Origin of the sequence: Pseudomonas sp. ICMP 8385 (assembly GCF_002699915.1) — a bacterium.
GTDB lineage: Bacteria > Pseudomonadota > Gammaproteobacteria > Pseudomonadales > Pseudomonadaceae > Aquipseudomonas > Aquipseudomonas gessardii.
Genome location: NZ_LKBY01000095.1, coordinates 1 through 13,360 on the forward strand (window position 1 = coordinate 1; position 13,360 = coordinate 13,360).

13 protein-coding genes and 1 pseudogene are annotated in these 13,360 nt (G+C 61.0%); 2 read left to right on the forward strand and 12 right to left on the reverse strand.

The window, feature by feature from the left end; genetic code table 11:
* Together AO268_RS33740 and AO268_RS33995 are read left to right on the forward strand one after the other, a co-directional pair.
* Window positions 1-962 (forward strand): annotated as a pseudogene (locus AO268_RS33740) (catalase); the annotation flags it as partial.
* 82 nt (window positions 963-1,044) lie between these two features.
* Window positions 1,045-1,200, forward strand: coding sequence for a catalase-related domain-containing protein (locus tag AO268_RS33995; RefSeq protein ID WP_179951155.1), 156 nt, complete (start codon window positions 1,045-1,047; stop codon window positions 1,198-1,200).
* 50 nt (window positions 1,201-1,250) lie between these two features.
* Here the strand turns inward: AO268_RS33995 and AO268_RS12930 are convergent, their stop codons facing one another.
* From AO268_RS12930 to AO268_RS12985, 12 genes are all read right to left on the reverse strand, one after another.
* Window positions 1,251-2,615 (reverse strand): alginate export family protein, encoded by a 1,365-nt coding sequence (locus AO268_RS12930; protein ID WP_099168911.1) that lies wholly within the window; start codon window positions 2,613-2,615, stop codon window positions 1,251-1,253.
* A gap of 181 nt (window positions 2,616-2,796) precedes the next feature.
* On the reverse strand, window positions 2,797-4,440 hold the full coding sequence (locus AO268_RS12935; protein WP_218927883.1) for an arylsulfatase: 1,644 nt from the start codon (window positions 4,438-4,440) through the stop codon (window positions 2,797-2,799).
* Window positions 4,441-4,549: 109 nt separating this feature from the next.
* A complete protein-coding gene (locus AO268_RS12940; RefSeq protein WP_076965232.1) occupies window positions 4,550-4,885 on the reverse strand; it encodes a Rieske (2Fe-2S) protein in 336 nt (111 codons plus the stop codon).
* Window positions 4,882-5,199: a YciI family protein gene (locus AO268_RS12945; protein WP_076965231.1), complete on the reverse strand. Its 318-nt coding sequence runs from the start codon at window positions 5,197-5,199 to the stop codon at window positions 4,882-4,884. The genes AO268_RS12940 and AO268_RS12945 overlap by 4 nt, the downstream gene beginning before the upstream one ends.
* A 3-nt stretch (window positions 5,200-5,202) precedes the next feature.
* Entirely contained in the window at window positions 5,203-6,075 is an 873-nt protein-coding gene (locus AO268_RS12950) for an intradiol ring-cleavage dioxygenase (RefSeq protein ID WP_076965230.1), read from the reverse strand.
* A gap of 40 nt (window positions 6,076-6,115) precedes the next feature.
* Window positions 6,116-7,186, reverse strand: coding sequence for a maleylacetate reductase (locus AO268_RS12955; RefSeq protein ID WP_076965229.1), 1,071 nt, complete (start codon window positions 7,184-7,186; stop codon window positions 6,116-6,118).
* Window positions 7,187-7,194: 8 nt separating this feature from the next.
* The gene (locus AO268_RS12960; protein WP_076965228.1) at window positions 7,195-8,658 is read right to left on the reverse strand and encodes an aldehyde dehydrogenase family protein; all 1,464 of its coding nucleotides are present in this window, start codon (window positions 8,656-8,658) and stop codon (window positions 7,195-7,197) included.
* Between the two features lie 92 nt (window positions 8,659-8,750).
* A complete protein-coding gene (locus AO268_RS12965) occupies window positions 8,751-9,770 on the reverse strand; it encodes a hydroxyquinol 1,2-dioxygenase (RefSeq protein WP_076965227.1) in 1,020 nt (339 codons plus the stop codon).
* 54 nt (window positions 9,771-9,824) lie between these two features.
* Complete coding sequence (locus AO268_RS12970; RefSeq protein ID WP_076965234.1) at window positions 9,825-10,319, reverse strand: hydroxyquinol 1,2-dioxygenase; 495 nt, start codon at window positions 10,317-10,319, stop codon at window positions 9,825-9,827.
* Between the two features lie 124 nt (window positions 10,320-10,443).
* Entirely contained in the window at window positions 10,444-11,373 is a 930-nt protein-coding gene (locus AO268_RS12975) for a LysR family transcriptional regulator (protein WP_076965226.1), read from the reverse strand.
* Between the two features lie 87 nt (window positions 11,374-11,460).
* Window positions 11,461-12,495 carry a branched-chain amino acid ABC transporter permease gene (locus AO268_RS12980; RefSeq protein ID WP_099168913.1) on the reverse strand — a complete coding sequence of 345 codons (1,035 nt, stop codon included), beginning with the start codon at window positions 12,493-12,495 and terminating at the stop codon, window positions 11,461-11,463.
* Complete coding sequence (locus tag AO268_RS12985) at window positions 12,495-13,358, reverse strand: branched-chain amino acid ABC transporter permease (protein WP_076965224.1); 864 nt, start codon at window positions 13,356-13,358, stop codon at window positions 12,495-12,497. Before AO268_RS12985 ends, AO268_RS12980 begins: the two co-directional genes overlap by 1 nt.
* Between the last annotated feature and the right edge of the window lie 2 nt (window positions 13,359-13,360).

Sequence of the window (13,360 nt, forward strand, 5' to 3'; positions counted from 1 at the left end):
TGGCAGTCACGCCTTCAGCTTTATCAATGCCAACAATGAGCGCTACTGGGTCAAGTTCCACCTGCGGACCCAGCAAGGCATCGAAAACCTCACCGATGCCCAGGCCCAGGAACTGGTGGGACGCGACCGCGAATCCCACCAGCGCGACCTGTATGAAGCCATCGAGAACCAGGACTTCCCGCGCTGGAAGCTGTTTGTGCAAATCATGCCGGAACAGACCGCGAATCCCACCAGCGCGACCTGTATGAAGCCATCGAGAACCAGGACTTCCCGCGCTGGAAGCTGTTTGTGCAAATCATGCCGGAACTGGAAGCGGGCACCTACCATATCAACCCTTTCGACCTGACCAAGGTCTGGCCAAAAGCCGACTACCCACTGATCGAAGTGGGCGTCATGGAGTTGAACCGCAACCCCGAGAACCATTTTGCCGACGTCGAACAAGCCGCTTTCTCCCCGGCGAATGACTGATCGAAGTGGGCGTCATGGAGTTGAACCGCAACCCCGAGAACCATTTTGCCGACGTCGAACAAGCCGCTTTCTCCCCGGCGAATGTCGTCCCGGGCATCAGTTTTTCACCGGATAAAATGCTCCAGGGCCGTCTGTTTTCCTATGGCGACACCCAGCGCTACCGCTTGAGCGTCAACTTCCAGCAAATCCCGGTGAATGCCCCCCGAGGCGCCACCCGGGTCAACAGCTATCACCGCGATGGACTGATGCGGGTTGATTCCAATGCCGGAGGCACCACCTCCTAAAATGCCCCCCGAGGCGCCACCCGGGTCAACAGCTATCACCGCGATGGACTGATGCGGGTTGATTCCAATGCCGGAGGCACCACCTCCTATGAACCGAACACCCGCGGCGAATGGCAAGAGCAGCCCGATTTTCAAGAGCCGCCCCTGACCCTGGAAGGCGCGGCCGGCCACTGGAATCATCGGGTCGATCCCGATTATTTCTCCCAGCCCGACCCTGGAAGGCGCGGCCGGCCACTGGAATCATCGGGTCGATCCCGATTATTTCTCCCAGCCCGGCGCCCTGTTCCGAAAAATGTCCGCGGAGCAAAAACAAGCGCTGTTCGATAACACCGCACGCGCCCTGGCGGGGGTTTCCACCCCTATCCAACGCCTGCATATAGAGCACTGCACCAAGGCCGATCCCGAGTATGGGAGCGGCATTATCAAGGCCTTGGCAGCCTGCCAATAACCCTGGACGGGGCTCCCGGGTCAACCAGGAGCCCCCTTGGCCTTGGCCGCCTAAAAACGAAAGGTGCCACGAACAGACAAGAATTGACTGTCATCCCCTCCAGCCTCCCGCACCATTTTTGCCACCGCGTAGTATTTGTAATCCAGGTCGATCGTCAGATTGCTTGAAGCCAGCCATCTCAGATTGGCCCTGGCAATCGTCCCGATCTCGCGCCCCGCCCCCTGACCGGAAGGCACGATGGGCACCATGCCCGGGACATACACGGCATCCCCGGCACGCTGCTTCCAGGCCTTGAACACCCCAGGCTCGATGCGCACCGTAGGCCATGGCGAAAACGCCAGGACCGGGCCGACAATAATGGCGTTGGAAAGGGTGATCAACGCCGCTTCGCCATACACCCCATTGCGCGGGAACAACGGGTCGAAGGTCTCGACCTGTTTGTCGCCGGCCTGCCGATCGCCACTGGCCGCGTCAACCCGCAACCCCAGGCGCGGGCGCCAGGGCGCTGAAAAGGTGTAGCCACTGTCCGTCGAGAAGGCCCAGGCACGTATATCCCCGCCGGCCAGCGTGCCGGACTGCCCGGCCAGGTCCCAACTCCAATCCAGCGCGCCGCTGTTTCCAAATAGCCTTGTGCCGAAGGTGTAACGCTGCTCCGCGCCGGTCAGCCCGGCCAAGGTTCTGCGCTCGGTTTCCAGCCCAAAGGCGTAGAGGTCGATGTTCCATTGCGACGACAACGGTAACGTGCCGTAGAGACCGTAGAACTTGACTTGATTGTTCGACCCATCGTCGAAAGAGTCGGTGCCAAGCCTGACCGGACGTACGGCAAAAACATCCAGCCGCGTGCGCGGAGCCCATTCCAGGGTCAACCGTAAACCATCGAAGGCCTGCCGCACATTCGGCGTTTCCCGGTAAGTGACAAATGCCTGGGCACCGTAGGCCATTTCCTGGCGCCCGAGCCGCGCCGTCAGCATTGCACCGCCCAGCTCGAAGCGACCATCGATGAAGGCCTGTTGTATATCGTTGCGGCTGGCATCGGTCGGTGACGGTGAGTCCTTGCCCCAGGCCCGGGTATTCTGCACCTGCGTGAAAATACGCAGGCCACCGTCGAACAAATGCAGGTCGGCATGGGCTTGCAGCCGCTGCATCAAGGCGGAATCGTCATGCCCGCCCCGCAGGCCAAAAAACGGCCTGTCGACGGTATCGGCCCGGTAACGCACCTCGCCACCGGTTTGCAGCCAGGCCGAGTCGGACAAGCGATGAAAACGCATGGCATCGAACGGGTCGGTCCGCTTGCGCGCATCGTCGAGAAAACGATAGTCCTCCATCCAGCGCGGTAACCCCGGGCGTAGCGGGCGCTCTTGCTCCAAAGGGTTGCCGAGTGCCAGATCGGCACACAGTAAAAGTGACGGTGCCATCAGGCTTGCACCTGCCAACAGCGTCGAAGAACGTCTAGAAATCACGGTTCCCAACATCTTCAGATTCTCTTTTTTGTTTTTATTGGGTAGCCGTCAACACCGGTCAGGCATTCGCCAACCGGAGCCGCAGCCGCTGCAAAGAGAAAGACGCGCCGTGCAAGCGCGCCTATTTAAAGGGTTGTCACTGAATACAACGGTCGAAAAGGCAAAACATCTGACCGTATTTATAACGGACCGGGGCCGGGACCACTCCACTGTCCCGGGCATACTTGTCCCAGTCGGCGGTCAGCTCGGCGAGCTTCTTCGGGTTGTCCGCCGCGACGTCATGGGCCAACGTCATGTCCTGCTGCATGTCATACAACTCCCAGCGCCCGCTGCCATACGGCGGCGCCTGGAGCTGGGCAACCCACTGGCCGCTGTACAACGCGCGTCGACCATTGAACTCCCAGCCCAATATCCGTGGCGCCTGCTGGCGGCCCTCAAGCGCAGCCAGCATCGAGCGCCCCTGCAACGGCAAAAGCGCAGCCCCCTGGTACTGTTTGGGATAACTCACTTGCGCCAATTCAAGAACGGTCGGCAAGAAATCCTTGGCATGCAGGATCTGCCGATTGATCGTGCCTTTGGCGCTGAGCGCTGGATAACGCACAATCGCCGGCACATGGATCCCACCGTTGGCCGTGAAGCCCTTGAAGTAAGGGAATGGCGTCGCACTGACCTGCGCCCAGCGTGGCCCCAGTGTCACGTAGGAACCTTTTCGTCCCATATTTTGCGGGCTGTTATCGAATGTCTTGTCCACCCACTCGCGGATCCCGTCACGGTCGGCCGTTGTGCCCAGGGACTCGGGGGTCGCCGACTCCGGGCCGTTGTCGGACATGAACAGAATAAAGGTGTTATCCAGCTCGCCACTTTTGCGCAGGTGTTCAAGTACCCGGCCAATGTTGTGGTCCATGTTGTCGACCATGGCCGCATAAATCTGCATGGCCCGGGTTTGCTCCTGGCGTTGCGCCTCGCTCAGGTCCTCCCAGGCAGGCAGCTTGTCCTTGAGCGGATCGTTGGCCGTGGTCCCCGCAGGCACCAGCCCCATCTCGATCATCCTGGCCAGGCGCTGCTGGCGTAGCGCTTCATAACCCTGGGCGTAGTCTCCCTTGTACTTGGCCAGGTATTCGTCTGGCGCCTGCAGGGGCCAGTGCGGTGCGGTAAAGGCCAGGTAGGCGAAGAACGGCTTGTCTGCCTGACGGTCGCGCTCAAGATAGCCCAGCAACTTATCCGTGTAGAAATCGCTGGAATAGAACGGCTCGGGGATCGTCGTGTCCTTGCCATTTTCCTGGTATCGGGCCTTGTAGTTCCCCGGGAACATCTGGCTCTTGTCCATGTGGCTGGCGCCGCCGGGCATCAGGGTAAAGGAGCGCTCGAACCCACGGGCGGCGGCATTGCTCTGTTCGGTGGCACCCAAGTGCCACTTGCCGCTCATAAAGGTGTTGTAACCCGCGCCCTTGAGCAGCTCAGCCACCGTCACCACATTGCGGTTCAGCATGCCTTCGTATCCGGGCTTGCCCTTCTGTTCCGGCTGCAGGTATTCGGCCATCGTGCCAAACCCTGACTGATGATTGTCGATGCCGGACAGCAACATCGAGCGGCTCAACGAACACGTCGGCCCGGCATAGAAGTCCCCCAGGCGGACGCCTTCCTGCGCCAATTGCTGCAGGTTCGGCGTGGCGATTTCACCGCCAAAGGGTTGGGTGTCGGAAAAGCCCAGGTCATCGGCAACGATCAGCAAGACATTGGGACGTTTCGCCCCTTCTGCCTGGCAGATCAGTGATGCCATCGATAGGAACAGCAACCACACAAAACGCGAAAGCTTGCACATGGATTCACCTTATTATTGTTGGTTTTATTGATCGAAGCAGGCCCCTCTGGCCATTGGCACAACCCTCTCAGACATCCAGTACGACACGCTCGCCCACCCGACGCACCGCGACGGGAACCAATTGCGCCCCTTTGCAGGGCCCATCGATACAGGCGCCATCCTTGAAACGAAACATCGCGCTGTGGTGAGCACACATCAACAGGTTGCCTTGATAGGTGCAGAACCGTTGCGGGTGATAGTTGAGCGGCACCGAAAAGTGCGGGCAGCGATTGATGTACACCCACACCTCCCGGCCCTGGCGCACCGCCACCAGGCCCGAGGGGTGCAGGTGCTGATGCCCGGGCAACCCCAGGGCACCGCCATCGGCGATGTCTTCCAACTGGCACAACGTGATGCCGCTCATGTCGGGTCCTGAAGGTGTGGGTTGCCCAGGCTCCAATGCCAAGGGCGGATCTGCAGCGAGGCAAACAACCCGCCCTGGACATAGGGGTCGTCCTGAACGAATGCTTTCACGTCGGCCAGGCTGCCGGCTTCGATGACCAAGAGTGTGCCGTTCATGTTGACACCGCCGTCATCGAGGGTCGGCCCACCAAACCGCACCACCACCCGATGTGCCTGGGTTGCCCGCAAGTGCGCTTGATGACTGGGGCGCAATCGCTGGCGCAAGGCCAGGGAGTCGGGGTGGTCAGAGGCGAATATCGCAAACAGCTGCGCCATGGCTTACTCGGCCTCCATGACAAATTCATAACTCGCACGCTTGAACGGCAAGGCGATCCCCAGTCGGGAGGACACATCGTCATGGGTCACGCGATCTTCATAGATCACCTGCAAGGACTGTTTGACGCCAAACACCGCGTCAGACTCCAGGTACGGATCATCCCGATTGAACAAGTGGGTCACCAGTGTGCGATAGCCCGGTTGTTCAATCAGGAAATGCAGGTGCGCGGGGCGCCATGGGTGGCGGTTGGCAGCCTTGAGCATGCGGCCGACGGGGCCGTCGGTGGGGATCGGATAACACACCGGGACTATCGTGCAGATCGCAAAATAGCCATCGGCATCGGTGCGGTAACGCCCTCGCAGGTTGCCCAAGGGCTGCTCTGGATCCTGGCCCGAATACATGCCATTTTCAGCCGTCTGCCAAACGTCCAGCACGGCACCGGCCAGGGGGTTGCCATGGGCGTCCACCACACGCCCGCGCACCAGTGCCCTCTGGCCCGGGGTGAACGCCATGTTTTCGCCGTAGGCCCGCTCAGGCATGCCTTCGATATAGAACGGCCCGAACACCGTGGTTTGCGTGGCATCGATGCTGTGTCGGTGGTTGATCGCATCGACCAGCATCGACACACCGAGGGTATCGGACAACAGAATAAATTCCTGGCGCACCTGGCCATCGCACATGTGCCCGGTGTCCGTCAGGAAGCGGATCCCGTCCAGCCATTCGCGCTCGGTCAGTTCAACCTCGCGGACAAACCCATGCAGATGGCGAACAAGGCTGTGCATGATCTGCTTGAAGCGCGCATCGGGGGTATTGTCGAAACTGTTCAGCACCTGCTGGGAAATCTGCGCCTCAAGGTCGGTGTTGTGATCGCTCATTGTGGTTACTCCGAAATGACTGAGAAGACGCCACCTGTGATCAATCGGCTGGCGCCAGTCCGTTCCTGGCCCGCGTCAACAGCGCCTCGATGGGCTGGCGCTCGAACGGTCGCGGGTTGTAGTACGGGCTGGCACAGGCGATTTGCGCCGCTTCGGCCGGTCCGTGCTCAGGCAGGCCGATTTCAGCCAGGGCCAGGGGAACCCCCAGTTGTTGGTTCAAGGCGTACAACAGTTCCCCCACCTCTGCGGCCTCATTGCCCCCCAAGGCACGGGCAGCCCGCTGTAAAGGTCCAGCAGCCGCCTGCCGGTTGTAATGCGCGGCATGGGGCAGGACGATCGCGTGAGCCTGGGCATGGGGCAGGTTGAACGTCCCGCCCAGGGTATGGCAAAGCTTATGGTGCAGGGCCATCCCCACCGACCCCAGGCAAATACCGGCCAACCACGCCCCATACAACGCCTGGCTGCGGGCGTGTGGGTCATTGGGGTCCTTGACCACGCCCGGCAAGGCCTGCGCCAGGGAGCGAATGGACTCCTCGGCCATAAAGCCGATGATCGGGTTAGCGTCTTCGGCATACAACGCTTCCACCGCATGGGCCATGGCGTTCATGCCGGAGCACGCGCTAATCTGCGTTGGCAGGCTCAGTGTCAGTTGCGGGTCGTAGATGACGGTCTTGGGTAAAACCCTGGGATCGCGCCCGGTTTTCTTCAAGCGATTTTCGGTCAGCCCGTAAATCGGGGTCATTTCCGAACCCGCATAGGTCGTCGGCACGGCGACGATCGGCAAGCCCGACTCCATCGCAATCGCCTTGCCCAGGCCAATGGTCGAGCCGCCGCCAATGGCTACGCAGCAATCGGCCCCAAGACGGGCCGCCTCCAGGCGCGCCGCTTGCGCCACCTCCAGTGGCACATGCATCACCGCCTTGGGATAGATACCGGCCGCACGCTCACCCAGCAGCGCCGCTACCCGCTCGCCAAGCCCCTGTTGTTCCGGCGTGGTGAGAATCAGCGCGCGCTTGGCCCCCAGACGCTCGATCTCTTCGGCCAGCGCCGAGAGCTTGCCCCAGCCGAACACCACACGGGTCGGCAGGCTTTGGTACACAAAAGAATGCATGGCAAACCTCAGCGTTTGAAGTGAGGAGGGATTTTGGCATCGACATTGACCCAGACCGATCGCGCCTCGGTGTAATCATGGATCGCCTCAAAGCCCATTTCCCGGCCGTAGCCCGATTGGCCGACGCCACCAAAGGGGCTGCCGGGGCTGACGCGCTTGTAGCAGTTGATCCAGCACATACCGGCGTGGATGGCATTGGCCATTTTGTGGGCCCGGGTCAGGTCCTGCGTCCACAGGCCGCTCCCCAGCCCGTACTCGGTGCTATTGGCGATGGCCAGCGCCTCTTCATCGGTGCTGAAACGCATGACCGTGACGAAGGGGCCGAACACCTCCTCCTGGCACACGCGGTCCTCAGGCGACGCCTCGATAACCGTCGGCTGCACATAGAAGCCGTTGGCCAATGCCGGATCATCGGGCGCCTTGCCACCGGTGAGGATTTTGCCGCCCTGCGCCAGCGCAATATCGACATAAGCCAGCACGCGGTCACGGTGCAGGGCCGAGGTCAATGGCCCCATTTCGGTCGCCGGGTCCATCGGGTCGCCCAGGCGAATGGATTCGGCCAGCGCGATAAAACGCTCAAGAAAGCGCTCGGCAATATTCTTGTGCAGAATCAGGCGCGAACCGGCAATGCAGGCCTGGCCCTGGTTGTGAAAGATCGCCCAGGCGGCGCCGTTGACCGCCGCGTCCAGATTGGCATCTTCAAACACAATGTTGGCGCCCTTGCCGCCCAGTTCCAGCTGAATGCGCTTGAGGTTGCCGGTTGACGCCTCCACGATCCGGCGACCGGTCGATGTCGACCCGGTAAAGGCAATCTTGCCCACACCCGGGTGCTCTGCCAGGGCCTGGCCGGCGGTATGGCCATAACCCGGCACAACGTTGACCACGCCCTTGGGGAACCCCACCTCGGTCATCAGCTCGACAATGCGCAAGGTCGATAGCGGCGTGATTTCAGAGGGTTTGATAACGATGGTGTTGCCGGCCGCCAGGGCCGGCCCCATTTTCCAACTGGTGAACATCAGCGGAAAGTTCCACGGCACGATCTGCCCGACCACACCGATCGGCTTGCGCTGCACATAATTGAGGAACCCGGCCTCCACTGGAATCACGGCGCCTTCGATCTTGTCGGCCATCCCCCCGAAGTAGCGGAAACAGGCCGCCGTACGCGGCACATCGAGGCCCCGGGAATCACGAATCGGGTGGCCGGTGTTCAGCGACTCAAGCTGCGCCAGTTCTTCAGCGCATGCTTCGATCCTGTCCGCCAGCTTGAGCAACAAGCGCCCGCGCTCGGCGGCGCCCAGCGCCGCCCAGGGCGCAAACGCACGCTGGGCGGCGGCGACGGCAAGATCGATGTCAGCTGCTTCGGCGGCGGCGACACGGGTGATCAACGAACCGTCATGGGGCGACACCACGTCAATGGTGCCACCGGCGAGCGCATCCACGAATCGGCCATCGATATAGAGCTTATTTTGCATAATACTTTCCTCACACCGTGCCACCGGCACAGCGTCTGACGACGTGATTCTGGAGAACATGGCCCGGCAGGTGCCGGGCCAGGCGCGAAGCCCTAGAACTCGATCGGGTAGGGTTTGAGCTCGCCGCTTTCATAGCGTTGCGGCAGATCGGGGGTCGCGTTTTCCCACACCAGCAGCATTGAGCGCTTGGTCGAATACCCCTGGTGACGGATGTCTGCCGGCATGGCGCAGATATCGCCGGCGCGCATGGTGATGCGGGCTCGCGGGCTGCCGTCCTCCTTGTCGCCCACGTCCCAGATGATTTCGTCGGACAGTTGCAGGAACCACTCGACCCGGTCATTGCCATGGAACACCGGCAGGATGAACTCCTCCGTCGTTGGGCAAAACAGGCTGGCCTTGCACACCGAGGTCACCGAGGGGTTCCAGGTCACATCGGAACGCGACAGGTACTTGAACAGGCTGAAGGCATGCAGTTGCCCCTCGAAACCCGCGGCGGCATGCACTTGTGGTTCGTCCTGGTCCACATCGCTGAATTGACGGTTGACCGGCAGGTCGTTACGCAGTGGCGAATCATCCGCCAGCCCGGGCATGCGCTTGGTGGCAATGCGAAAACGCTCGATGGCCTCGATGTTGTGACCGTTCTTGCGCCCGAATGCGGTTCCGGTTTCTTCCGGTGCCGCGAACGGATCGAAGGTGGCATTGGTCCAGTCGTACAAAATGGCTTTGAAGGTCGCCATGATCAACGGCGTTTCAAAATTCTCGGTGTAATTGACGCCCGCCGCCTTGAGCGTGCCATTGAATGTACCGGCGTACAGATCGACTTTGCCGTAATAATTGCGGGTCCCGATAACGTGGTCGAAGTTGACCCAGCCGTAGAAAAAGCCCCAGGCCACGTCTCGCATCATGGCGCGCAAAAAGGCGTCGATTGGCATCAGGTGCGAGCGGGTCTGCCCCTTGGCGGGCCAGGTAATCCGGGCAAAGTATTCATCGCGTGACAGCTCGAAGGCGCCAAGCGTAAAGGTGCAATAGCCGGTGACCGCATGGGGCGCGCTGGCCTGGACGTCGTGGTCGGCAAAGGATGGCAGGTCGACAGTTTTTTCAAGCATGGCCATGACGGCATTCCTCTTATTGGGCTGATGGCGCTTGTCACAAGGCAACAAGGCAGGTCACTGCAGGCAGATGTCTGCCCACTTCTCGACCGACAACACGCCCTTGATGGTTTGCTGCAAGATCACCCCCGGGTGGCGGCTGTCGAAGCGGTATGCCGTGCCAGCGGGCAGCACACACTGGTGACCCCGCTTGAGCAGCACATACCCCATCGGTTTGCCCGCCGGCAGCTCGCCGGCCAATTGCGTGCCCTCGCCGGCGGTCAACGGCGCATCGAGCTTGAGAAAATCCACGCGGACCTCGCCATCCATGACAATGGCGAATTCGTCGTGCGCGGCCGTGAACCAAGGCGACTGGCCTTCGGCACGCAGGGTTTCAATGACGTAGCCGAGGTTGAGGCCGACCACGACTTTTTCGTAAGGCGCGGACTTTTGCGCCACTTCAAAAATATTTGAAAAGGCATAGTGACTGGCCTGGCCCTTGATGATTTCAACCGAGCCTTTGTCGTATTTGTCCAGCGAGCCGAAGATCGTTTCGATTGCAGTGCTACCCATGGTGTTCACCGTCTTGTTGTTGTCACAGTGGGTCAACGATACGTCGCACATCCCTTGGCAACAATGACTGCACCGGCGACAACAGTGTTCGCCAAACGCAAACACTGGCAGGCCAGGCACCTCACTAACGCACCCAGCCGCGCGCCAGCAAAGGCTTGTCCCAGCAAGGCTCGTCACCGAAGTTTTCCACCAGGAAATCAATCAGCGTGCGCACCTTCAAAGCCCGGCGCTGGGTCGCCGGATACACGGCGGAAAAGTTGAAGGATGACAACGCGTATTCAGGCAGGACCGGGATCAGCCGGCCACTGAGCAAGTCATCGCTTGCCACCAGTGTCGGCAAGCAAACAATACACACCCCGGTTGCCGCGTAGTCGCGCAGCAAATGCACCGAATTGGAGCGCACCTGGCCCGGCAGGCTCAGTTCCACCTGCTCATTGTCGGCGGTGAAGATCCAGCGGTTACGTGACGGATAGCCCTCGTACAAGGCGATCTTGTGTTGCAGCAGTTCTTGCGGGTGCCTGGGCGCGCCGAACTCGGCGACATAATCGGGCGACATACAAAACAAGCGGCGCACGCTGAACAGCTTGCGCTCGATCAGGGTCTCGGCCATGGGCGGGAACATCTGGAAGGCCACATCGAAGCCCTCTTCGATCGGGTCCACCACCCGGTCGTTGACGATGACGTCGACCTCGATGTCCGGGTACAACCCGGTGAACTCGGCCAACATCCTGCCGAAATGACCGATGGCAAAGCCAGGCAGCATCTGCACGCGCAATTTGCCGGTGGGCTTGGCGCGCAACTCGCGCATGTGCTCGGTCAGCGAGTTGAAGCTGGCGACCATATCCGCGCATTCCTTGTAGTACGTCTCGCCCACCTCGGAGAGCCGCACATGCCGTGTACTGCGATGGAACAGCGGGGCATTGATGAACTGTTCCAGTTGTTGAATACGATGGGTGATCACCGAGCGGGTCACGCCCAGTTGCAGGGCTGCCTTGGCGAAGTTGCCGGTCTCGGCCACACGCACAAAGGCTTCGACACTGAGTAAACGGTCCATGGGGTAGGTTCTCTGGCGGCTTTTGTTCTTATAGGAACGGCGAGGTTAGCCTGCTAACCCCTTTCCACTCCACCACCTTGGCACACGCTACGTTTGCCCCGGGACCGACAAGCGCCGCTGCATGGGGAAAACCTGCCAACCCAGGCGTTCGCTGATCAGGCCCCAGACACCTTGCGGCGCCTTGAGCATCATCACCACCGCCACCACGCCCAGGATAATCATGTACAAGGCCCCGAACTGGGCCAGATAACCACGCAACAGGAAGTAAATCAGCGTACCGATCAAAGGCCCCTCCAAGGTGCCGATGCCGCCAATGATGACGATAAAGATCACCACCGCGGTCCAGTCCTGCAGGCTGAACGCGGCATCCGGTGAAATGCGCAGCTTTTGCAGGAAGATCAGCGCCCCGATCACCCCCGTGCACCCGGCGGCCAGTACATACACCATCAACTTGACCCGGAAGGTGTTGACCCCCAGGCTGCCGGACGCCGGCTCGGAATCGCGAATCGAAGCCAGGGCCAGGCCCTGTCGCGAACGCAGCAACAAAAACACCACCGCCACCGCTGCAATCGCAATGGCCAGTGCCGTGAAGTAGACCAGCATTTCGCGCTCGTCCCGGTCACTGCCGATCTGGCGCACGATGGCGGCGGGCAGGCTTTGCCCGGAACCGCCACCGAAATGGCTGATCTGCGCCAACCCCAAGCGAAAGACTTCCGCCACAACCCAGGTCCCAATTGCGAAATAGGCACCGCGCAAGCGAAACACGATCAGCGCCGTGGGAATCGCCAGCAAGGCCACCAACACACCGGAGAGCAAAACCGCGAACAATGGCGGCACCCCCACGTGCATGGACAACATAAACAACAGATAGCCGCCCAGCCCGACGAACGCCTGCTGCCCCACCGAGACCAGGCCTGCGTAGCCGGCCAGCAGATTCCACATTTGCGCCAGGGCCAGGTAATAGGCGAACTCGATGACCAGCCGCAGGCTGGAACGCTCGGCCCAGAACGGCGCACTGATCAACACCACGACACAGATGCCCAGCAGGGACAAGCCGATCAGGCTGCTGGTGGTGCTTCTGTGTACTCGATAGCCGGGCGCAGGATTATTCAGGGCATTCATCAGTCGACACTCCGAGGGAACAGGCCACGCGGGCGCACGACCAGGATCAGCAGAAACACCAGGTGACCGGCGAGGATTTGCCAGCCGGGATCGATTTTGGCGCCCAGGGTCTGGGCCACACCGAGAATCACCCCGCCGGCCAGGGTGCCCCAGAGGCTGCCCAACCCGCCAATGATCACCGCTTCAAAACCGTACAACAGCCGCGCCGGCCCTACCGTGGGGTCGAAACTGGTGCGAATCGCCAGGAACACCCCGGCAATCGACACCACGGCCATGGCCAGCGCCATGGCCAGGCCGAAGATATGCCTGTTGTCGACCCCCATCAGGCGCGCCGTTTGCGGGTCATCGGAAGTGGCACGAAATGCCCGGCCGAGCGCGGTTCTGTAGAACAGCAATTGCAGGCTGGCGATGATCAACAACGCACTGCCAAACACGATGAGCGGCATCAGCCCCACGTTCAGACTGCCCAGGCTGACACTGGCGACCTCAAGCTCGCCCTGGGACAACTTCTGGCTGTCGGCGCTGAAAAACTCCAGCAGCGCGTTTTGTACGATGATCGACAGACCAAAGGTCACCAGCAGTGGCGGCAGAATGTCCTGGCCGAGTGTGCGGTTGAGCAACAACCGTTGCAGCAGATAGCCGAAACAGAACATCAGCGGCACCACCACCAGCAAGCTGGCCAGGGGGCTGAACCCCAGGTGATTGACCACCACCAGCGCCAGGTAAGAGGCCAGTACGATAAAGTCGCCATGGGCGATATTGACCAGGCGCATGATGCCGAACATCAACGACAGCCCCACCGCGAACATCGCGTAGAGGCCACCCAGCAACACGCCCTGCAGCAATGCATTGAGCCATTCCATAA

Excerpts from the sequence above, each read along its gene's own strand:
- AO268_RS33995 (WP_179951155.1), top strand. The coding sequence starts at position 1,045 with ATGTCCGCGGAGCAAAAACAAGCGCTGTTCGATAACACCGCACGCGCC.
- AO268_RS12930 (WP_099168911.1), bottom strand. The coding sequence starts at position 2,615 with ATGGCACCGTCACTTTTACTGTGTGCCGATCTGGCACTCGGCAACCCT.
- AO268_RS12935 (WP_218927883.1), bottom strand. The coding sequence starts at position 4,440 with ATGGCATCACTGATCTGCCAGGCAGAAGGGGCGAAACGTCCCAATGTC.
- AO268_RS12940 (WP_076965232.1), bottom strand. The coding sequence starts at position 4,885 with ATGAGCGGCATCACGTTGTGCCAGTTGGAAGACATCGCCGATGGCGGT.
- AO268_RS12945 (WP_076965231.1), bottom strand. The coding sequence starts at position 5,199 with ATGGCGCAGCTGTTTGCGATATTCGCCTCTGACCACCCCGACTCCCTG.
- AO268_RS12950 (WP_076965230.1), bottom strand. The coding sequence starts at position 6,075 with ATGAGCGATCACAACACCGACCTTGAGGCGCAGATTTCCCAGCAGGTG.
- AO268_RS12955 (WP_076965229.1), bottom strand. The coding sequence starts at position 7,186 with ATGCATTCTTTTGTGTACCAAAGCCTGCCGACCCGTGTGGTGTTCGGC.
- AO268_RS12960 (WP_076965228.1), bottom strand. The coding sequence starts at position 8,658 with ATGCAAAATAAGCTCTATATCGATGGCCGATTCGTGGATGCGCTCGCC.
- AO268_RS12965 (WP_076965227.1), bottom strand. The coding sequence starts at position 9,770 with ATGGCCATGCTTGAAAAAACTGTCGACCTGCCATCCTTTGCCGACCAC.
- AO268_RS12970 (WP_076965234.1), bottom strand. The coding sequence starts at position 10,319 with ATGGGTAGCACTGCAATCGAAACGATCTTCGGCTCGCTGGACAAATAC.
- AO268_RS12975 (WP_076965226.1), bottom strand. The coding sequence starts at position 11,373 with ATGGACCGTTTACTCAGTGTCGAAGCCTTTGTGCGTGTGGCCGAGACC.
- AO268_RS12980 (WP_099168913.1), bottom strand. The coding sequence starts at position 12,495 with ATGAATGCCCTGAATAATCCTGCGCCCGGCTATCGAGTACACAGAAGC.
- AO268_RS12985 (WP_076965224.1), bottom strand. The coding sequence starts at position 13,358 with ATGGAATGGCTCAATGCATTGCTGCAGGGCGTGTTGCTGGGTGGCCTC.